General features: G+C 68.2%; 19 protein-coding genes and 4 tRNA genes. 19 read left to right on the forward strand and 4 right to left on the reverse strand.

All coding sequences use genetic code 11. The features are described 5' to 3' along the window. Positions 1-37: 37 nt before the first annotated feature. From BC793_RS29840 to BC793_RS29850, 3 genes are all read right to left on the reverse strand, one after another. Positions 38-1,396, reverse strand: a complete 1,359-nt coding sequence (locus tag BC793_RS29840) for a calcium-binding protein (protein ID WP_109598558.1) — start codon at positions 1,394-1,396, stop codon at positions 38-40. A gap of 166 nt (positions 1,397-1,562) precedes the next feature. Next, the gene (locus tag BC793_RS29845; protein WP_109598560.1) at positions 1,563-2,120 is read right to left on the reverse strand and encodes a Uma2 family endonuclease; all 558 of its coding nucleotides are present in this window, start codon (positions 2,118-2,120) and stop codon (positions 1,563-1,565) included. A 420-nt stretch (positions 2,121-2,540) separates the two neighbouring features. Then, positions 2,541-2,621 (reverse strand) — tRNA-Tyr (locus tag BC793_RS29850). Positions 2,622-2,769: 148 nt separating this feature from the next. Here BC793_RS29850 and BC793_RS29855 point away from each other — a divergent pair. The 4 genes from BC793_RS29855 to BC793_RS29870 all read left to right on the forward strand — a co-directional run bounded on the left by BC793_RS29855 (position 2,770) and on the right by BC793_RS29870 (position 5,758). Beyond that, positions 2,770-3,261 carry a YajQ family cyclic di-GMP-binding protein gene (locus tag BC793_RS29855; protein ID WP_109598561.1) on the forward strand — a complete coding sequence of 164 codons (492 nt, stop codon included), beginning with the start codon at positions 2,770-2,772 and terminating at the stop codon, positions 3,259-3,261. Positions 3,262-3,977: 716 nt separating this feature from the next. Next, positions 3,978-4,262, forward strand: a complete 285-nt coding sequence (locus BC793_RS29860; RefSeq protein WP_109598800.1) for a hypothetical protein — start codon at positions 3,978-3,980, stop codon at positions 4,260-4,262. Positions 4,263-4,306: 44 nt separating this feature from the next. After that, entirely contained in the window at positions 4,307-4,945 is a 639-nt protein-coding gene (locus BC793_RS29865) for a LysE family translocator (protein WP_170167295.1), read from the forward strand. 9 nt (positions 4,946-4,954) lie between these two features. Beyond that, positions 4,955-5,758 (forward strand): sulfurtransferase, encoded by an 804-nt coding sequence (locus BC793_RS29870; protein ID WP_109598802.1) that lies wholly within the window; start codon positions 4,955-4,957, stop codon positions 5,756-5,758. Between the two features lie 58 nt (positions 5,759-5,816). Here the strand turns inward: BC793_RS29870 and BC793_RS29875 are convergent, their stop codons facing one another. Then, positions 5,817-6,143, reverse strand: a complete 327-nt coding sequence (locus BC793_RS29875) for a hypothetical protein (protein WP_109598563.1) — start codon at positions 6,141-6,143, stop codon at positions 5,817-5,819. Between the two features lie 457 nt (positions 6,144-6,600). Between BC793_RS29875 and BC793_RS29880 the strand changes: the two genes are divergently transcribed. From BC793_RS29880 to rpoB, 15 genes are all read left to right on the forward strand, one after another. Then, positions 6,601-9,132, forward strand: coding sequence for a putative bifunctional diguanylate cyclase/phosphodiesterase (locus BC793_RS29880; protein WP_109598565.1), 2,532 nt, complete (start codon positions 6,601-6,603; stop codon positions 9,130-9,132). Between the two features lie 113 nt (positions 9,133-9,245). Then, positions 9,246-9,318, forward strand: a tRNA-Thr gene (locus tag BC793_RS29885). 51 nt (positions 9,319-9,369) lie between these two features. Further along, positions 9,370-9,442 (forward strand) — tRNA-Met (locus tag BC793_RS29890). 106 nt (positions 9,443-9,548) lie between these two features. Next, complete coding sequence (gene rpmG / locus BC793_RS29895; RefSeq protein ID WP_014687739.1) at positions 9,549-9,716, forward strand: 50S ribosomal protein L33; 168 nt, start codon at positions 9,549-9,551, stop codon at positions 9,714-9,716. Positions 9,717-9,851: 135 nt separating this feature from the next. Then, complete coding sequence (locus BC793_RS29900) at positions 9,852-10,298, forward strand: MaoC family dehydratase N-terminal domain-containing protein (RefSeq protein WP_109598806.1); 447 nt, start codon at positions 9,852-9,854, stop codon at positions 10,296-10,298. Continuing rightward, on the forward strand, positions 10,298-10,693 hold the full coding sequence (locus BC793_RS29905) for a MaoC family dehydratase (protein ID WP_109598567.1): 396 nt from the start codon (positions 10,298-10,300) through the stop codon (positions 10,691-10,693). Before BC793_RS29900 ends, BC793_RS29905 begins: the two co-directional genes overlap by 1 nt. 81 nt (positions 10,694-10,774) lie before the next feature. Then, positions 10,775-10,847: transfer RNA gene (locus tag BC793_RS29910), tRNA-Trp, on the forward strand. Positions 10,848-10,954: 107 nt separating this feature from the next. Beyond that, positions 10,955-11,320: a preprotein translocase subunit SecE gene (secE, locus tag BC793_RS29915; protein WP_109598569.1), complete on the forward strand. Its 366-nt coding sequence runs from the start codon at positions 10,955-10,957 to the stop codon at positions 11,318-11,320. Positions 11,321-11,377: 57 nt separating this feature from the next. Next, positions 11,378-12,082, forward strand: coding sequence for a transcription termination/antitermination protein NusG (gene nusG / locus BC793_RS29920; RefSeq protein WP_109598571.1), 705 nt, complete (start codon positions 11,378-11,380; stop codon positions 12,080-12,082). A gap of 76 nt (positions 12,083-12,158) precedes the next feature. After that, a complete protein-coding gene (rplA, locus tag BC793_RS29925; RefSeq protein WP_109598573.1) occupies positions 12,159-12,878 on the forward strand; it encodes a 50S ribosomal protein L1 in 720 nt (239 codons plus the stop codon). 96 nt (positions 12,879-12,974) lie between these two features. Continuing rightward, positions 12,975-13,775 (forward strand): ATP-binding cassette domain-containing protein, encoded by an 801-nt coding sequence (locus BC793_RS29930; protein WP_109598808.1) that lies wholly within the window; start codon positions 12,975-12,977, stop codon positions 13,773-13,775. Continuing rightward, a complete protein-coding gene (locus BC793_RS29935) occupies positions 13,772-14,470 on the forward strand; it encodes a hypothetical protein (protein ID WP_109598575.1) in 699 nt (232 codons plus the stop codon). The genes BC793_RS29930 and BC793_RS29935 overlap by 4 nt, the downstream gene beginning before the upstream one ends. 368 nt (positions 14,471-14,838) lie before the next feature. Further along, positions 14,839-15,387, forward strand: coding sequence for a 50S ribosomal protein L10 (gene rplJ, locus BC793_RS29940; protein WP_109598577.1), 549 nt, complete (start codon positions 14,839-14,841; stop codon positions 15,385-15,387). A gap of 51 nt (positions 15,388-15,438) precedes the next feature. Then, positions 15,439-15,819: a 50S ribosomal protein L7/L12 gene (gene rplL / locus BC793_RS29945; protein WP_109598579.1), complete on the forward strand. Its 381-nt coding sequence runs from the start codon at positions 15,439-15,441 to the stop codon at positions 15,817-15,819. 600 nt (positions 15,820-16,419) lie between these two features. Beyond that, a complete protein-coding gene (gene rpoB, locus BC793_RS29950; protein WP_109598581.1) occupies positions 16,420-19,860 on the forward strand; it encodes a DNA-directed RNA polymerase subunit beta in 3,441 nt (1,146 codons plus the stop codon). Positions 19,861-19,920: the final 60 nt, after the last annotated feature.

Here is a 19,920-nt window from a genome sequence, read left to right on the forward strand (position 1 = left end):
CTGAGGCTCGCCGACACGTATACGCCGCGCCCGCCCGTTACGGAGCGACGATCAGCTCGCAGTCGTTGAGGTCGTCGAACTCCCACTGGTAGCAGGTGTCGCCGGACGCCGAGGTGGTGTTGCCCGCACCGTCGACCCAGTCCCGGACGCCGTCGTCCCCACCGTCCACGATGTCGTCGCCGTCGTCGCCGAAGAGGCGGTCCTCACCGCCGAGACCCCGCAGCGTGTCGTCACCGCCCAGACCGGACAGCGAGTTCGAGCCGGGACCCCCGGTGAGCGTGTCATCGCCGTGCCCGCCCCAGAGCTCCTCGACGTCGGTGGCGATCGTGTCACGCTCGCCGTCCGCGCCGTCGTCGCCCCTGACCCCGTCCGGATCCGCGACGACGGAGGATGTCCGGTAGTTGTTGTACATGACCAAGTCGCCGCCGGTGCCGCCGGAATAGTAGTCCGCGCCCTGGCCGTCCTTGTCGCCGTCGTTCTGGATCGCGTCGGCCCAGATCTTGTCGGAGCCCGCACCGCCGTAGACCCGGTCATCGCCGTTGTACCCACGCAGCTCGTCGTCGCCGTCGCCACCGGAAAGGTCGTCGTTGCCGTAGTCACCGCGCACGTCATCGTCACCGGCGCCGCCGTAGACGTCATCGTCACCGTCCCCGCCGGAGACGAGGTCCGGCCCCGGCCCGCCGTCGATGACGTCGTTGCCGTTCTGGCCGAACAGATCGTCCCGGCCGTCGCCACCCCAGATGCGGTCGACACCGGGACTGCCGTGGACGGTGTCCGTGCCCGCGCCGGCCCAGACCCGGTTGGTGCCGGTCCAGAGCTCGATGTGGTCGTCGCCGTTGCCACCCCAGACCTGGTTGGCGCCGGTCCAGCCGTACAGCCGGTCGTCGCCGTCGCCCCCGGAGATCCGGTCGTCGCCGACGTCGCCCCAGATGCCGTCCCTACCTCCGTTGCCGGAGAGCGAGTCGTGACCGGCGCCGCCGTAGAGCCAATCGCCGGCCGGACCGCCGACGATAGTGTCGTTGCCGGTGCCACCGCTGGCGCTGAGTGACAGGTTCGTCCGGTTGGTGATCGAGTCGGCCGCATCGTAGGTGTAGACCCGCAGCTGAGTCGGCGCCTTCACGACGCGGCAGGTGACCTTGGTCTTGTCCTTCCTGACCGCCTTACAACCGGGACCGGCCTTGATCGCGACCCGGTCGTCAACGGTGACGGTGTTCCCGGAGCGGGTGATCACGACCCGGTTCTGCATCTTGGAAGCTGCCTTGAACTGCACGATCGTCGTGTTCACGACCGAGGCCACGCCGACCGTTGCCGCCTGCGCGGGTGCGGCCAGCGCGGTGGCGGAGACGGTGGCGAAGAGTGGAAGAACGATGCGGGGCAGCCATATCGAGCGGGCCATTGCCGACCTTTTTCCTGAGGGCCCGGCGACCCAGATGCCGCACGGTGGCAAGATCGTAAAATACCGCCGCCCGTCCCGCCGCCCCGTCGTCAAGGCCCGTTCCGGCCGGCCGATCTGCGCGATGGTGCCGGCGGGATGATTGGCGTTCCCGGCGGACGTACCTCTGTCAGCGACGGGCGAGAGCCCGGGTGTCGAGCTCGAACCGGAACGGGTACTCGGAGGTCAGGCTCGCGCCGGTCTTTACGACGGTCTCCTCGACGTAGTGCTGGTCATCGAGGCGGTTGAGTCGCAGTGTCAGCGAATCCGGCGCCTCGTGCTCGACCAGGAGGTACCACCCGATGCCGGCAGCAGCGTAGAGCTGCATCTTGAGCACCCGGTCCATGGCGGCGTTGCTCGGCGAGACGATCTCACTGATCAGAAGCACCCGGGAAGCGTCCGCCGTGACGGCCTCCTCGTCCACGTCCACGACGACCAGGTCCGGAATCACGATGCGGCCGGTGTGCAGCCGGACGTTGATCGCCTCGTACACAAAGAGCCCGGCGGGCTCGGCGCCTTCCTCCAGTGCGTTCGCCAGACGGCGGGAGAGCCGCTGGTGGCTCATGCTCGGCGCGGGGCTCACGACCAGGCTCCCGTCGATGAGCTCGATCCGGTCCGTCGTCTCGCCGAGTGCAAAATACTCGTCCTCAGTCCATGGACCGACGTGGTCAACCACTCCCACGCTCATCGACGACGTCACCCCCAGCAGCGGCTCACAAGAAGATGCTTCCCGCCCACGGTACGGCACCTCCGGCGGCACGGCGTCCGTGGAAAGCGGCACGCCGGTGTGAGGAGACCGAGCACCGTCTGCTGGTCGAGGCGATGACCATGCCGCCCCGATGTCGCAAGGCGCAGGCGGAAGCCGACGGCATACCCGCCCCCTCTACCTACCTACTGACTTCCTCAGACGCGTCGCGTCCGTTGAGGTCGACTGTCGCCTCACGAGCCTTCGGGGGCTGGATGAGGACGGTATGAGCCTGACCCGGTCGGGCGAATAGCGGAGGAGAAGTGTCCCGTAGACGGCCGGATCCTGCCGGGCTCGCGAGCACACAACGAGAACGGCCCCGGAGCGCGTTTCCGCAGCTTCCGGGGCCGTTTCCTTAGCCTGTGGCGGGTAGAGGATTCGAACCTCTGTAGCTTTCGCGACGGATTTACAGTCCGCTCCCATTGGCCGCTCGGGCAACCCGCCTGGGCAACCACCGCGGTCTCCCGCGGCGGCGGACATAAGAATAGCCGTAGCGCGAACCCCTTCAACAACCGGGTACGGTCGGCATGTCGCGGGCTTCAAGGCGCCCGCTGTAGAGCATCGACAAGCATCCAGCCGCAGGAGTCTGATCATGGCAGCCAACCCGTCGTTCGACATCGTGAGCAAGGTCGACCGGCAGGAGGTCGACAACGCTTTCAACCAGGCGGAGAAGGAGCTCGGCACCCGGTTCGACTTCCGGGGTACGGGCACGTCGCTCGCCAAGTCGGGGGAGGCGTTCACGATCACCTCGGAGACGGAGGAGCGGGCGATCGCCGCGCTCGACGTCTTCAAGGAGAAGCTGGTGAAGCGCAACATCTCCCTGAAGTCGCTGGACGCGGGGGAGCCTCGGCAGTCCGGCAAGACGTGGAAGATCGACCTGAAGGTGGTCGAGGGCATCGAGACCGACAAGGCCAAGGCGATCAGCAAGAAGATCCGTGACGAGGGGCCGAAGGGTGTGCAGGCCCAGATCCAGGGCGACCAGCTCCGGGTCACGGGTAAGAAGCGTGACGACCTCCAGGCCGTGATCGCTCTCCTCAAGCAGGAGGACTTCGGCGTCGCCCTCCAGTTCAACAACTACCGCTAGAGGGTTTTCGCCGTCCGGGTCTCGTTTCTGCGTGTGGAGTCGGGACGCGAGCGGTGGTGAGCTGCACATATGTGGCGGTTATCGCTCGCAGAGAGGCCCAGCGACGTCACTGGTGCTGCCCGGTGCAGTGGTCGGCCGGGACCGGGTGCTCTGCGAGCGACGATGGGGGCGCACCTAACGCCTATGTGGGTTCCTGTCATCGCCATGACCTGGATGAGCGCACACGATCGACGGATCGTGTGCGCCTATACGTGCCATGGACGAGGCGAGAGCCCACGTTGAGCGATGGTGTGCGCTGATCGACGTCGCCGGCGCTGCCATCGGCGCCTGCTGGTGCGTCGATCATCCCGGCCGGAAACGGCGAACATGGCGGCCACGCCAGGCCGGCGGGCGCTGCGAACCGGCGGACACCAGCCATCGACCTGACGTCGCCGGCGTGCGCGGCAGTCATACGAAGACAAAACCAGCCATGCGAAGACAAAGCCAGCCAGGTGATGACAGACCCAGCCATGCGAAGACAAAGCCGGCGGCGATGCCGACTCGCGGGAACTCAGGCTCGTGCGGAGCCGTTCGGAGACCGCGACGCCACACGGCTCGTGCACCAGGGCACGGCCCCCTGACTGCGAAGGCTCTCCAGACGAGATCGGCCGGCTCTTCCGGGGCCCGGCCGTACCGATTGGCACCCACCGGCGGCCGTGTACGCGCAGACTGGGGTGATGAGCACGGCGGCGGCCCTGATCGGGCTGGTGCTGGCGGTCTTCGGGGCCCGGATGCTGGTGACCGGTAACGCTCCCGGCGTGATCGCCCGATCGTTCCGCTCGCCTCGGCAGGCGGGCGGCTACCACCTGTTGTTCGGGCTGGCCGTGCTGATGTTCGTCCTGGGGGCGACGCTGTTGACCGAGTTGGCCGCGATGATCGCGACCCTGCTGGCGGTCGCCCTGGTGGCGGTGGCGGTGGTCTACTTCCGGCCGGGCAGCCGCAGTCGCCACCACACCGAGTGACTCCAGCCACAGACAGGCCTGCCGGCGGCGTCTAGGAACGGGTCATGGACCTGATGGATGCCGTTCTCTCGTTCGCCGTGCTCGGGGCATTGCTGACGATCACGCCGGGCCTGGACACCGCCCTGGTGCTCCGGGCCGCGATCACGATGGGACGGGGCCCGGCGTTCGCGACGGCGCTCGGCATCAACGTGGGCGCACTGGCCTGGGGCGCGGCGGCCGCGGTGGGCGCGTCGACCCTGCTGGCGGCGTCGACGGTGGGTTACACGGTGCTCCGGGTGGTGGGCGCGGCCTACATGATCTACCTGGGCGTGCGGATGATCCGGGAGGCGTTCCGTGGAAGAGGTGACGGGACGGCGGAGTCCGGGGCCACGGCGGTGACCGCGACGTTCTGGAGCACGTTCGGCCGGGGCCTGCTGACGAATCTGCTGAATCCGAAGGTGGGCGCCTTCTACCTGGCGGTGCTGCCGCAGTTCGTGCCGGCGCACGCGGATCCGCTGACGACCGGCCTGCTGCTGGCTCTGGTGCACGACGTCGAGGGCCTGATCTGGTTCACGATGATCATTCTTGGGGCGCAGGCGGCGCGGGGTCTTCTGGCCCGGCGGGCGGTTCGGCGTACCGTCGACGCCGGGACCGGAATGGTCCTGCTCGGTTTCGGCGTGCGGCTGGGGCTGTCCGGCCGTTAGGGGGCTGTGGTGATCGACCCGGTGGTGGACGCTTCGTGGATCGCGGATCGTCCGGTGGTGCTCGCCGACGTCCGGTGGTATCTGGACGGCCGGTCCGGCCGGGAGGCCTACGAGCGCGGGCATCTGCCGGGCGCGGTCTTCATCGATATGGATACGGCGCTGGCGGGCCCGGCGTCGCCGGCCGAGGGCCGGCATCCGCTGCCGGATCCGGAGGTCTTCGCGGCGGCGATGGCGGCGGCCGGCATTCAAGATCAAGATCAGATCATCGCGTACGACGACGCGGGCGGAGTGGTGGCCGCGAGGCTGGTCTGGTTGCTCCGGGCGACGGGGCATGACGCAGCACTGTTGGACGGTGGCCTGACTGCCTGGCCGGGTGAGCTGACCACGGAGATCCCGGTCCGTCCGGTGTCCGGGTTCACCGCCCGCCCGTGGCCCGCCGACCGGCTGGCCTCGCTGGAGGAGACGGTGGACGCCGCCGGCCCGGTGCTGGACGCCCGGGACGCGCCCCGGTTCCGCGGCGACATCGAGCCGGTCGATCCGCGCCCCGGCCACATCCCCGGCGCACGGAACGTGCCGTGCCGGGAGAACGTGGGCGCCGATGCCAGGTTCCTGCCGGTGGCCGAGTTGCGGGAGCGGTTCGCCGCGGCCGGGGTGACCGACGCCGCCGCCGTGATCTCGTACTGCGGCTCGGGTGTGACCGCCTGCCACAACCTGATCGCCCTGGAGCACGCCGGTCTGGGTGCCGGCCGCCTGTTCCCGGGTTCCTGGTCGCAGTACAGCCACACCGACCGTCCCGCCGCCACCGGCGCCTGACTCGACCTCCGCCGACCGGCTCGACTTCCGCCGACCGGCTCGGCCTCCGCCGACCGATTCAGTCGGCGGCCCGCCCACCGGTGTCGGCCGCCCAGCGCTGGTGGGATTCCCAGGCGGCCTGCTTGGTGGTGCCGAGCGCGGCGCCGATCCGGGTCCAGGACGCCCCGGCCGCGCGGGCGGACCGGATCATCACCTGCCGTCCGTACCCGGCCTTCCGGATGATCACCTCACTGAGCGCCAGCATCTCCAGGATCTCGTCGGCGGAGAGGGCCGGCTCCTCCTCGGGGTCCATGGCGGCGAGGGCGTCGCGCATCCGCAGCGCGTCGAATCTGGTCGTCGCCGTGGTGAGGGTGTGCCGCTGCTCCAACTCGTCCGGAATGGTCATGCCAGGCACCTTTCCGTCATGGCAGCTTGACGTCAACGGTCCTTGACGGCGACGGGTCATTTTGTCTCGCTTTGCCGCCTAAATCACTCGCAAAGCCGCCAATTCTTCAGCAGTAGACCGGAGCGCCCGCTCAACCGTTCGGCCAGGATTTGCCCGAGCGTCGGCACGACCCGCCGATGAACGCTCCCTGTCGCACAACTGGTGTGGCACCATCATGTGGACCCCGCCTGCTGCATCCGTGATATGAGGAGCGAGCGCTATGTCTGCAAGGAAGTTGAGTCGATTCGCCGGCGTGGTTCTCGCGCTCGCAGTGGTGTTCGGTGGGGTGGGTCTCGGAGCTGCCGTCGCCCAGGACACCAGCGCCGCCGTTATGAACACGACGAATCTCGAGTGGCTCTAGGGTTCCCGTACACGTTGCACTGTCAGGCGTAAACGTGCTGGCCGGGGAGGGTCCTGGATGGTCAAGCGCCCTCCGCCCCGATCCGGCGGCGCCCAACGGGCGTGGTTGATCACCTACCCCCTCGGTCTGCTGGCGATGATCAGCGCCGTGGGTTTCTGGATAGCGGAACCCCCCGGACGCGGGGACTGGTTACTCGCTCTCCCCTTCCTCGCCGCCTATCTGATCGTCCATCGGGACGTCTTCAACATCGTCATCTGGCGCACCACGTTCGCCGTCACGGTGTCCGACATCCCCTTGGTGCTCGCGTTCTTCTATCTCCCGCCGGTGCTGGTGATCCTGGTGGTGAGCAGTGCGATCCTGGCGCACCAGAGCCGGTCGCGGGTTTCCCCCGTCAAGCTGTGGTTCAACGTCACCAAGGCGGCGGCCGGCAACTCCGCGGCACTGCTCCTGATCCTGGCCTTCCCGCTGGACCCGAAGAACGCCGATCCCCGGGCGTGGGCCATCCTCGCCGCGGCGACCGTGGTGGCCTTCATCGCCGACCTGCTCAGCCTCGCCGCCGTGCTCAGCCTGGTCCAGGGTCTTCGCACCGGCCGTGACGCGCTCCGGGCCGGGCTCTCCACCCTCCCGGTCACCGGCATCAACATCGTCATCGGCCTGATCTTCCTGGTCGCGCTCCAGGCCAACCGCTGGTCGGCGCTCCTGCTGGTCATCCTGGTCGCGGCGCTGGCGCTCGTGCTCCGGTCGTACGCCGAGTTCTTCCGCCGGCACCGGACCCTCGCCGAGGTCTACGAGCTCACCCAGGCGGTCCGCGACGAGAGCGGCCGCAGCGGCCTGCCGGACGTGCTGCTCGGCCGGGTGCGCTCGCTCATGCAGTCGGAGTACGCGACGCTCTGGCTCGCCCCGCAAGGCCGGCATCCGGAGGTGCTGCTCACCGCCCGGGTCGAGCACCGGGGTCTGCTGGACATCTCGCCCACCCCGGAGGCGGTGCGCGAGCACGCGATCAGCACCCGGTCGGCCACCGCGGTCGGCAACCGGTTCGCCGGCACCGAAAGCCTCCGTCCGGCACTGCGGGCGGAGAAGGTCAAGGACATCATCGTCATCCCGCTGCGCTCGGGTCAGGCGACGATCGGCACTCTCGAGGTGGCGAACCGCCTCGGCGACAACCGCACCTTCCGCGAGGCCGACGTGCAGGTGCTGGAGACGATCGCCGCGCACGCCGCCGTCGCGGTGGAGAATTCACGCCTGGTCGACCGGCTGCGCTACGACGCGTACCACGATCGGCTGACCGGCCTGCCGAACCGCCGCCGGATGATCGACGCGCTGACCGAGGCGGTGACCGTCCGGGCCGAGGACGAGGTCGTCGCGATCATGCTGTTCGACGTCGACGGCCAGCGCAACGTGAACGAGTCGATGGGGCACGCGGCCGGCGACAAGCTGCTGGTCGAGACCGCCGACCGGATCCGCGGCATCGCCGAGCCGGGCGCGCTGGTCGGCCGGATCGGCGGGGACGAGTTCGTGGTCACGCTGCGGGCGCCGAGCATCGACGCGACGATCGAGATCGCCACCCGGATGCGGGAGCGGCTGCGCGGCCCGATGGCGGTCGGCTCGCTGACCCTGGACGTGAACACCGCGGTCGGCGTCTCGGTCTACCCCGACCACGGCAGTGATCCGGAGACCCTGCTGCAGCGCGCCGAGCTGGCCGCCAACGCCGCCAAGGTCCTGCCGTATGGTGTGCAGCCCTTCCACCCCGCCCTGGAGTCGCGGGCGGTCCGCCGGCTGGGCATCGCCGCCGACCTGCGCCGGGCTCTGGACAACGACCAGCTGGAGGTCTACTTCCAGCCCAAGGTGACGCTCGCCGACCGGCACGTGGTCGGCGTCGAGTGTCTGGCCCGCTGGGTGCACCCGGCGCACGGCGAGGTCGCCCCGGAGGACTTCGTGGCGGTCGCCGAGCACACCGGCCAGCTGGCCCGGCTGACCGAGTCGGTGCTGGTGGCCGGCTTGCGCCGGTGCCGGGCGTGGGCCGACGCGGAGCGCCCGTTCGCGATCGCGGTCAACCTGTCGGCCCGGATCCTGCTGGACTCCCGCTTCCCCGAGCTGGTCCGGGAGCTGCTGGAGGAGCACGGGGTGGATCCCGGGCTGGTCACCTTCGAGATCTCCGAGCCGGGCATGCTCAGCGACATCGAGCGGGTTCTGCCGTCCCTCTACCGGTTGCGCGATCTGGGCGTACGCCTGAGCGTCGACGATTTCGGCACGGGCGCCTCCTCGCTCGCCTATCTGCGGCAGTGGCCGGTGCACGAGGTCAAGATCGACGACAGCTTCGTGCAGGGGATGGCGACCGACTCGGGTGATCTCGCGATCGTCCGGGCAGTGATCGGGCTCTCCCGCGAGTTCGGTCTCACCGTGGTGGCCGAGGGTGTGGAGAGTGAGCTGACCCTGGAGCTGCTCGAGGAGATGGGCTGCGAGATCGGCCAGGGTTACCTGTTCAGCCGGCCGCTGCCGTTCGAGCGGCTGGAGGCCTGGCTGAACGCCCAGACCGAGCCGGAATCCACTCCGACCGGGGAGGTCAGGCGGCTTCGAGCCGTGATCTGACCAGGTATTTCCAGGGAAGGGGGGTACTGATTTCACCCCTGCTCCGGGGCCGTGTAGTCTACTCATGCAGCAAGCGAGAGATCGCGGCTAACGCGGTCCATCGTAAGCAGCAAGCCCCCTTAGCTCAGTCGGCAGAGCGTCTCCATGGTAAGGAGAAGGTCTACGGTTCGATTCCGTAAGGGGGCTCTACCGGGTTCGTTCCGCCTTGCCTGGCGCTGGACATGTGAGCCTGGGCGCGGCGGTGTAGCTCAGATGGCAGAGCAAGCGGCTCATAATCGCTGTGTCGCCGGTTCAAGTCCGGCCACCGCTACTTTCCTGTGGACCCCACCCGGGGCACCACTTTGCGAAGCGGCGGACTTAGCGTCTACGCTGGTTCGTCGTCAGTAAGTAAACCGTTAGCAGGAAGGCACCCCGCCGTGGCCAAGGCGACCGACGTCCGTCCGAAGATCACCCTGGCGTGCACGGAGTGCAAGGACCGGAACTACATCACCAAGAAGAACCGGCGTAACGACCCCGACCGCGTCGAGCTGAAGAAGTTCTGCCCGCGTGACGGGAAGCACACCCTGCACCGCGAGACGCGCTGAGCGTCCGCGCCAAGATCTCTGAAACTGCGCCGCCCGGATCCGTCCGGGCGGCGCAGTTTTGTTTGTGCAGCTTGTGAGATATTTTTGCACTCGTAGTGCTATATCTGCACGGCCCCTGCCGGGTAGTTTGTGGACATGCCTCTGGACCAATCCTTCGTGGGCCGCAGCTGGCCGCCCACCGAGCCCTACCTGGTCGGCCGCGAGAAGATCCGGGAGTTCGCGCGGGCGATCGGCGCCACCGACGCGGAGTATCACGATCCCGAGGCGGCCCGGGCGCTCGGCTACGCCGATGTGGTGGCCCCACCCACCTTCCCGGTCGCGATCACGATGCCGGCGAGCCGTGAGGTCGTCGCCGACCCCGCGCTCGGCGTCGACTACAGCCGGGTCGTCCACGGCGACCAGCGCTTCGCGTACACCCGTCCGGTGGTCGCCGGTGACGCTCTGGTCTGTGTCAACACGGTCGAGGAGATCCTCAGCCGGGGTGGGCACGAGTTCCTCACCACCCGCACCGACGTGACAACCGAGGCCGGCGAGCCGGTCGTGACCGTCTGGTCGAAACTCGTGGTGCGGGGAGACAGCTGATGACCGTAGAGCTGGAGCCGCAGACCTTCCGGGTGACCCGGGCCGATCTGGTCCGCTACGCGGGCGCCTCGGGTGACTTCAACCCCATCCACTGGAGTGACCGGATCGCCACCGGAGTGGGACTGCCCGGCGTCATCGCGCACGGCATGTTCACGATGGCCCTGGTGGGTCGTGCGGTGACCACGTGGGCCGGCGCCGCGGACGCGGTCGTCGAGTTCAGCGTGCGTTTCAGCCGTCCCGTGCCGGTGCCGGACACCGACGAGGGGACCGACGTCGTCGTGTCCGCGTCGGTGAAGGAGGTCACCGACGAGGGACACACTCGGCTGAGCCTGACTGCGACGTGCAATGGAGACAAGGTACTGTCCATGGCACAGGCGCTCATCAGGAAGCGGTAGCCCGGGTTTCGATAAAGCCGGGCGTACCCGTACACTGGTGCGCCGTGGGGCTCTGAAGTCGTGAGGCGACAGGTCCCGCAAAGGGGTGTAGCTCAATTGGCAGAGCAGCGGTCTCCAAAACCGCAGGCTGCAGGTTCAAGTCCTGTCACCCCTGCGCAATCCTCCTGACGTGCCCGCCCGGTGCGCGGTCCGCACTGCTTCCGCGTCCGGTCGGGTTCTGACAGGACCATCCAGAACCACCGACGACGGAAGTAGGGCGAAGTGGCCGAGAAGGACCGCCCCCGTGACGACGTCCCCGGCGACGACGAGGTTTTCGCCGACGCCGCCGCCGGTGACGTGCCGGATGACGACGACGCCCTGGTGACCAGTGGCGCTGGTGGCACCGCTGTCGCCGAGCGTTCGAAGGATGAGAGCCCCAAGGCCGGGAAGTCCGGCCGCGGCCCGCTCGGCCGGATCGGTGGTTTCTTCCGTGAGGTCACGAGTGAGCTCCGCAAGGTCATCTGGCCGACTCGCAAGGAGCTTCTGACCTACACCGGCGTGGTGATCGTCTTCGTGGTGATCATGACGTCTCTGGTTGCCGGTCTGGACTACGGGTTCGGCAAGGCGATCCTCTGGGCGCTGGGCTGATCCGCGAGACCGGAGCCCGGCCCCGCACCGCAGAGACTTATTTGGAAGTGAGCGAGCGTGCCTGAGTACGACGACGAGACCACCGACGAGCAGTCGTCGCTGGACATCGACGAGTCGGTAGAGACGGCCGACGAGTCGGCCGTGGCCCAGGCGCCCGAGGTCGACGAGGACTACGACCCCGTCAAGGAGCTGCGGCAGAAGCTGCGGTATGCGCCCGGCGACTGGTACGTGGTGCACTCCTACGCCGGTTACGAGAACAAGGTCAAGACCAACCTCGAGACCCGGATCACGAGCCTCGACATGGAGGACTTCATCTTCCAGGTCGAGGTCCCGACCCGCGAAGAGGTCGAGGTCAAGAACGGCAAGCGCAACCAGGTGCAGGCCAAGGTCTTCCCCGGCTACATCCTGGTCCGGATGGACCTGACGCCGGAGTCCTACTCCTGCGTGCGCAACACCCCGGGCGTGACCGGCTTCGTGGGCGCCACCGACCGGGTCGACCGGCCGGCGCCGCTCTCCCTCGACGAGGTGCTGAAGTGGCTGGCCCCGGCCGTCCAGGCCGAGGAGAAGAAGTCGAAGCCCGAGATCAAGGTGCTCGACTTCGAGGTGGGCGACTCGGTCACCGTCACCGACGGCGCGTTCGCGTCGCTGCCGGCGTCGATCAGCGAGATCAACGCCGACCAGCAGAAGCTGAAGGTCCTGGTGTCGATCTTCGGCCGGGAGACCCCGGTCGAGCTGAACTTCAACCAGGTCACCAAGATCTGATCGTCGGATCCCCGGCGATGTCAGTGGGAGGGGCCGCCGCGTGCGGCCCCGCCAACAACCACAGGAGTAAGTAGAAATGGCACAGCGCAGCAAGGCCTACCGGGCCGCCGCGGAGAAGATCGACGCCAACAAGCTCTACGAGCCGAAGGACGCGATCACGCTCGCCAAGGAGACCAACCCGGTCAAGTTCGACGCCACCGTCGAGGTCGCGATGCGCCTCGGTGTCGACCCGCGTAAGGCCGACCAGATGGTCCGCGGCACCGTCAACCTGCCGCACGGCACCGGTAAGACCGCCCGTGTCATCGTGTTCGCCCAGGGTGCGAAGGCCGAGGAGGCCGTCGCGGCCGGCGCCGACGAGGTCGGCACCGACGAGCTCGTCGCCCGGATCCAGGGTGGCTGGCTGGACTTCGACGCCGCGATCGCGACGCCGGACCAGATGGCCAAGATCGGCCGGATCGCCCGGATCCTCGGCCCGCGTGGCCTCATGCCGAACCCGAAGACCGGCACCGTCACCATGGACGTGACCAAGGCCATCAACGAGATCAAGGGTGGCAAGATCACCTTCCGGGTGGACAAGCACTCCAACCTGCACATGATCATCGGCAAGGCGTCCTTCTCGGCGGAGCAGCTGATCGACAACTACGCCGCGGTCCTCGACGAGGTCCTGCGCTCGAAGCCGTCCGCGGCCAAGGGCAAGTACCTGCGCAAGGTCACCGTCGCCACCACGATGGGCCCGGGCGTCCCGGTCGACCCGAACGTGCACAAGAACCTGCACGGCGGCGAGACCAACTCCTGACATACCGCTTCACGTCGAGCCCCCGGGGACTTCCCCGGGGGCTCGACGCTTTTCCGGGCCTGTGTGCCGGGTGCGGTCTGTGGCAGGCTGTCGGCCGTGCGCTTCGACGACGTCTGGTTCCGGTACGCCCGCCGCGCCCCGTGGACACTGCACCAGGTCGGCGCCACGCTCGAACCGGGGCAGACGATCGTGGTGCTGGGCCGTAACGGCGCCGGCAAGTCCACGCTGCTCCAGCTGGCCGCCGGTGTGCTCCGCCCGGCCCGCGGCGCGGTCCGTGACCGTCCGGCCGTCGTCGGGTGGGTCCCCGAGCGGTTTCCCGCCTCGCAACCGTTCACCACGGTCGGCTACCTCAGGGCGATGGCCGAGGTCCGCGGGCTGCCGCCGACCGCCGCCGACCCCTGGATCGACCGTCTCGGCCTGACCCCGCACGCCGGCACCCCGCTTGCGGACCTGTCCAAGGGCACCGCCCAGAAGGTCGGCCTCGCCCAGGCGCTGCTGGCCCCGCCGGGCCTGCTGGTCCTGGACGAGCCCTGGGAGGGCCTGGACGCACCCTCCCGCGAACTGATCCCGCGGATCGTCGCCGAGGTCACCGACGGCGGCGGGACGGTCCTGGTCAGCGATCACCGCGGCGAGATCGCCAATCTGCCCGGCGCGCACCACTGGACGGTCGCCGACGGCACCCTTCACGTCGCGCCCCCGCCGGACATCGCAACGGACGCCGACGAGGTGGTGGTCGAGATCGCGGTGCCGCGCCAGGAGGCGGCCGCCGCGGTGGACCGGCTCCGCGCCGCCGGTCACCGTGTCCTCAGAATCCGAGACACCTCAGCTGTACGCCGGGAGCCCCCCGCGCCGCAGCATCCCGCGGTCGTGTCGGAGAAGACGGGGGAGGGGCGATGATCGCGCTCACCCGGATGCGCCTGGCCGGTTTCCTGCGCGGCGGCCGGGCCACGGCTCCCCTGATCACCGTGCTGGCGGTTCTGTCCATCCTGCACGGCGGCGGGCCCGCACCGGCCGCGGCGGCCTACGGCTACTCCGCGGTCTGGCTCTTCCCGATCCTGGCGTGGCTCACCAAGCTCGTGCTGGACACCGAGCCGGACGCCCAGCGCCGACTGGCCCGCCTGGCCGTCGGCCCGGTCCGGGAGGCCACCGCCGGCCTGCTCGCCGCCACGGTCCTCGCGATCGGGGTCTGCGTGCTGGCGATGCTGGCGCCGTTGCCGTTCCAGGCCATCACCGGCCCCGAACCGGGTTCGCCGGCTCCCAGCCTGCCGCAAGGCGTACTCCTGGGCATCCTCGCCCACCTCCTCGCCGCGGCGGCCGGGGTGGCACTGGGGGCACTGGCCGGCCGGGCCGTCACCCGGCGGGTGCTCCCGGGCGTGGCGGTCCTGGCGACCGGGTCGATCCTGGCCGTCGTGCTCGGCCTGAGCGACTCGATCGCACCCTGGCTGGTGCCGCCGATGATGGCCACGGCCCGTGCCCTGAGCGGCCGCACCGCCCCGGCCGCCGTCGACCTGGCAGTGCTGGTGGCATGGACGGCTCTGTGGTGCACCGTCGTCCTGGCCCTCTACGCCCGTCTGCGCCGCGACCGCTCCTGACCCGCACCGCTTCGCACTGCGCTGCCGTCCCGCCCGATGCGGCCGGCTCGCCCGCCCGGGAGCAGCGGTTCTGACCGGGCGGACCAGGTGTGACGGGGGCGATTTGGTTTTCGGCGGCGGGTCCGCGTACCCTTGCGACTTGAAGTTCCACCCATAGACCGCTGGTCGCCGCAACAACCGTCGTCATGACGGAGGTCGCGGCCGAAGGTCCCGCTCAGAGCGGGCGACCCGTGTAGGGAGAACGGTTCGTGATCGTCGGCCGCGCCCGTGCGCGCGTGTTCGAGTCCGCCCCGTGCCCTGCACCGGGGCGTTTTGCTTTTCTTGCGGACCCTCTCGACCAGTGGCTGAAGCACTGAGAGAGGAGGGACATGGCGGACAAGCCGGTCCGGGCCGACAAGGCGTCGGCCGTTGCGGAGCTCACGGATCACTTCCGTGCTTCGGCGGCCACCGTGTTGACCGAATACCGCGGCCTCACCGTGAAGGAGCTCACCGAGCTCCGTCGCTCGCTGGGCAGCGAAGCCAAGTACGCGGTCGCGAAGAACACGCTCGCGAAGCGTGCGGCGGCTGACGCGGGCATCGAGGGCCTCGACGACGCTCTGTTCACCGGTCCTACCGCGCTCGCCTTCGTCAGGGGCGATGTGGTCGAGGCGGCCAAGGGCCTTCGTGCCTTCGCCAAGGCCCACCCCGTTCTGGTCATCAAGGGCGGTGTCTTCGAGGGCAAGGCCCTCACGGCGGACGAGGTCAACAAGCTTGCTGACCTCGAGTCTCGTGAGGTGCTGCTGGCCAAGCTGGCCGGCGCCATGAAGGCGAACCTCAGCAAGGCCGCAGCCACGTTCCAGGCGCCCCTCACCAAGACGGTGCGCACGGTCGAGGCTCTGCGGGCGCAGCGCGAGCAGGCCGGTTCTGCCGAGGCCTGAGGCCTCGCGCGAACCGTTAAAAGTCAAAGTTCTTAGGAAAGGTTGCCTTACATGGCGAAGATCAGCACTGAAGACCTGCTCGAGGCCTTCAAGGAGATGACCCTCATCGAGCTCTCCGAGTTCGTGAAGCAGTTCGAGGACGTCTTCGACGTCAAGGCTGCCGCCCCGGTCGCCGTGGCGGGCCCGGCCGGCCCGGCCGCCACCGAAGAGGTTGTCGAGAAGGACTCCTTCGACGTCGTGCTCGAGGGCGACGGTGGCAAGAAGATCCAGGTCATCAAGGTCGTGCGTGAGCTGACCGGCCTGGGCCTCAAGGAGGCCAAGGACGCCGTCGAGTCCGCCCCGAAGGCGATCCTCGAGGGTGTCAACAAGGAGAAGGCCGAGGCCGCCAAGGCCAAGCTCGAGGGCGAAGGCGCGAAGGTCACCCTCAAGTGATCTAACGCTTCACAGCGTTCTGCTTCGATGGCGGGGGTCCGTTACGGATCCCCGCCATCGTCGTTCGCATTATTATTCGGGCAGCTCAGGCAGTCTCGCGGTGAGGCCGGTCAACCCACACGGCAAAGACTGCCAAAGCTCGCTAATCATGCGTTAAGGTCCGTTTGGTGTGCCGGGTGGATGACCGGAGCAGTCCGACCCGCGGCACAACCCTTGACTGTGTGTCGGCGGGCAGGCACGCTGACATCAGCAAGTTTCCGCGCTTGCGACAGCCGCCCTACGGGTAACGGGGGTTTACCACCGATACCCGTCGGACCGGCACCAGAGGAGATCGCCGCGTTTCTGAGCGGCCCCGTCACGGCACTGACCGCGGATGCGCAGGTCAGAGGAGATGGGGACACGTTCCGCAGGCAACCTCGGGTGTGGGGCTGGACAGCGGTTAGCCGAGCGGCTACACTGCTAGTTTGCGCTGCCTTCTGCCTTGCCTTCGACTGAGATATCCATGTGGATAACTCTCTTGGGGGCTCATTGGAGTGCACGCAGACCAGTTGCATCAGCAACTCAGCCGCATAGCAGCACCGGTCCTCGGAAGGACGCATCTTGGCAGCTTCCCGCCCTGCGAAGACCAGCCGTACGTCGAGCGCTTACGCACCCCGCCGGGTCTCTTTCGGCCGGATCACCGAGCAGCTAGAGGTCCCCAACCTCCTCGCCCTCCAGACGGAGTCGTTCGACTGGCTGGTCGGCAACGAGGCTTGGCAGGCCCGGACGACGGACGACCCGCATGCCCACTCGGGCCTCGCAGAGATCCTCGAAGAGATCAGTCCCATTGAGGACTTCTCCGGCACCATGTCGCTGTCCTTCTCAGCTCCGCGCTTCGACGAGGTCAAGGCCTCTATCGAGGAGTGCAAGGAGAAGGACCTGACCTACTGTGCCCCGCTGTTCGTGACCGCGGAGTTCACCAACAACACCACTGGCGAGATCAAGAGCCAGACCGTGTTCATGGGTGACTTCCCGATGATGACCCCCAAGGGGACGTTCGTCATCAACGGCACCGAGCGGGTCGTGGTGAGTCAGCTCGTCCGTTCGCCGGGCGTGTATTTCACCAAGGAGCCGGACAAGACCTCCGACCGCGACCTCACCAGCGTCAAGGTCATCCCGAGCCGGGGTGCCTGGCTGGAGTTCGACATCGACAAGCGCGACACGGTCGGCGTCCGCATCGACCGTAAGCGCCGGCAGGCCGTCACCGTCCTGCTGAAGGCGATCGGCTGGTCCGCCGACCAGATCCGTGAGCGGTTCGGCTGGTCCGAGCTGCTCATGACGACGCTGGAGAAGGACCACATCGCGGGGCAGGACGAGGCCCTGCTAGACATCTACCGGAAGCTCCGCCCTGGCGAGCCGCCGACGCGCGAGAACGCCCAGACCCTGCTCGACAACCTCTTCTTCAACCCGAAGAGGTACGACGTCGCCAAGGTCGGTCGGTACAAGTTCAACAAGAAGCTCGAGATCGACGTCCCGATCGTCCGGGGCACGCTCTCCGAGGAAGACATCGTCAAGACCGTCGACTACCTGTGCCGGCTGCACGCCGGTGAGGACGGTTACGAAGCGGACGACATCGACCACTTCGGCAACCGGCGTCTGCGTACGGTCGGCGAGCTCATCCAGAACCAGGTCCGCGTGGGCCTGTCCCGGATGGAGCGCGTCGTCCGTGAGCGGATGACCACCCAGGACGTCGAGGCGATCACCCCGCAGACCCTGATCAACATCCGGCCCGTCGTGGCCGCGATCAAGGAGTTCTTCGGCACCTCGCAGCTGTCGCAGTTCATGGACCAGACCAACCCGCTCGCGGGTCTCACCCACCGTCGCCGTCTGTCGGCGCTCGGCCCGGGTGGTCTGAGCCGTGAGCGGGCCGGCTTCGAGGTTCGCGACGTGCACCCGTCCCACTACGGCCGGATGTGCCCGATCGAGACGCCTGAGGGCCCGAACATCGGTCTGATCGGTGCGCTCTCGACGTTCGCGCGGGTCAACCCGTTCGGCTTCATCGAGACGCCGTACCGCAAGGTCAACAACGGTGTCGTCAGCGACGAGGTGCACTACCTCACCGCCGACGAGGAGGACCGGTTCATCAAGGCCCAGGCGAACGCGGTGCTGTCGAGCGACAACACCTTCGCCGAGGACCGCGTCCTGGTCCGCCGTAAGGGCGGTGAGGTCGACTACGTGCCCGGCACCGAGGTCGACTACATGGACGTCTCGCCGCGGCAGATGACCTCCGTCGCGACCGCGATGATCCCCTTCCTCGAGCACGACGACGCCAACCGTGCCCTCATGGGTGCGAACATGCAGCGCCAGGCCGTGCCGCTGGTCAAGGCCGAGTCGCCGCTCGTCGGTACCGGTATGGAGTACCGCGCCGCGGTCGACGCCGGTGACGTGGTCGTCGCCGAGGTCGGCGGCGTGGTCGAGGACCTGTGCGCCGACTACGTGACGGTGCACCAGGACGACGGCCACCGGCGTACCTACCTGCTGCACAAGTTCCGTCGCTCGAACGCCGGCTCCTGCGTCAACCAGAAGCCGATCGTGTTCGAGGGTGACCGGATCGAGGCCGGTCAGGTCATCGCCGACGGTCCGTGCACCGACGAGGGCGAGATGGCCCTGGGCCGCAACCTCCTCGTCGCGTTCATGTGCTGGGAAGGCCACAACTACGAGGACGCGATCATCCTGTCGCAGCGCCTCGTGCAGCAGGACGTCCTCACCTCGATCCACATCGAGGAGCACGAGGTCGACGCCCGTGACACCAAGCTCGGCCCGGAAGAGATCACCCGCGACATCCCGAACGTCAGCGAAGAGATGCTGGCGGACCTGGACGAGCGCGGCATCATCCGGATCGGTGCCGAGGTCGTCCCCGGCGACATCCTGGTCGGCAAGGTCACGCCCAAGGGCGAGACCGAGCTGACCCCGGAGGAGCGCCTGCTCCGCGCCATCTTCGGTGAGAAGGCCCGGGAGGTCCGGGACACCTCGCTGAAGGTTCCGCACGGCGAGACCGGCACCGTCATCGGTGTCCGGACGTTCTCCCGCGAGGACGGCGACGAGCTGCCCCCCGGCGTGAACGAGCTGGTCCGGGTCTACGTCGCCCAGAAGCGGAAGATCCAGGACGGTGACAAGCTCGCCGGCCGGCACGGCAACAAGGGCGTCATCTCCAAGATCCTGCCCGTCGAGGACATGCCGTTCCTCGAGGACGGCACCCCGGTCGACATCGTGCTCAACCCGCTCGGTGTCCCCTCGCGTATGAACATCGGCCAGGTTCTGGAGACCCACCTCGGGTGGATCGCCAAGACCGGCTGGGAGGTCGACGGCGAGGACGAGGACTGGAAGCGTCAGCTCCGGTCGATCGAGGCGCACGAGTCCCCCGCCGACAGCAACGTCGCGACCCCGGTCTTCGACGGTGCCCAGGAGGAGGAGATCAAGGGTCTGCTCGAGTCGACGCTGGTCAACCGCGACGGTAAGCGGCTGGTCAACGGCGACGGCAAGGCGCAGCTGTTCGACGGTCGTTCCGGTGAGCCGCTGCCGGACCCGATCTCGGTCGGCTACGTCTACATCCTGAAGCTGAACCACCTGGTCGACGACAAGATCCACGCTCGGTCGACCGGCCCGTACTCGATGATCACGCAGCAGCCGCTGGGTGGTAAGGCGCAGTTCGGTGGCCAGCGGTTCGGCGAGATGGAGTGCTGGGCCATGCAGGCCTACGGTGCGGCTTACGCGCTGCAGGAGCTGCTCACCATCAAGTCCGACGACGTCCTCGGCCGTGTGAAGGTCTACGAGGCCATCGTCAAGGGCGAGAACATCCCGGAGCCGGGAATCCCGGAGTCGTTCAAGGTGCTTCTCAAGGAGCTCCAGTCGCTGTGCCTGAACGTCGAGGTGCTGTCCAGCGACGGTGTGGCGCTCGAGATGCGTGAGACCGACGACGAGGTCTTCCGGGCCGCGGAGGAACTCGGTATCGACCTGTCCCGGCGCCCGAACGAGGGCGTCAGCAGCGTCGAGGAGATCTGACGGAGAGCGTCCCCGGTGTTCAGCTGAGCACCGGGGACGCCCCCGCCGGCCTTGAATTCA

This window comes from Actinoplanes xinjiangensis, assembly GCF_003148685.1.
Lineage (GTDB): Bacteria > Actinomycetota > Actinomycetes > Mycobacteriales > Micromonosporaceae > Actinoplanes > Actinoplanes xinjiangensis.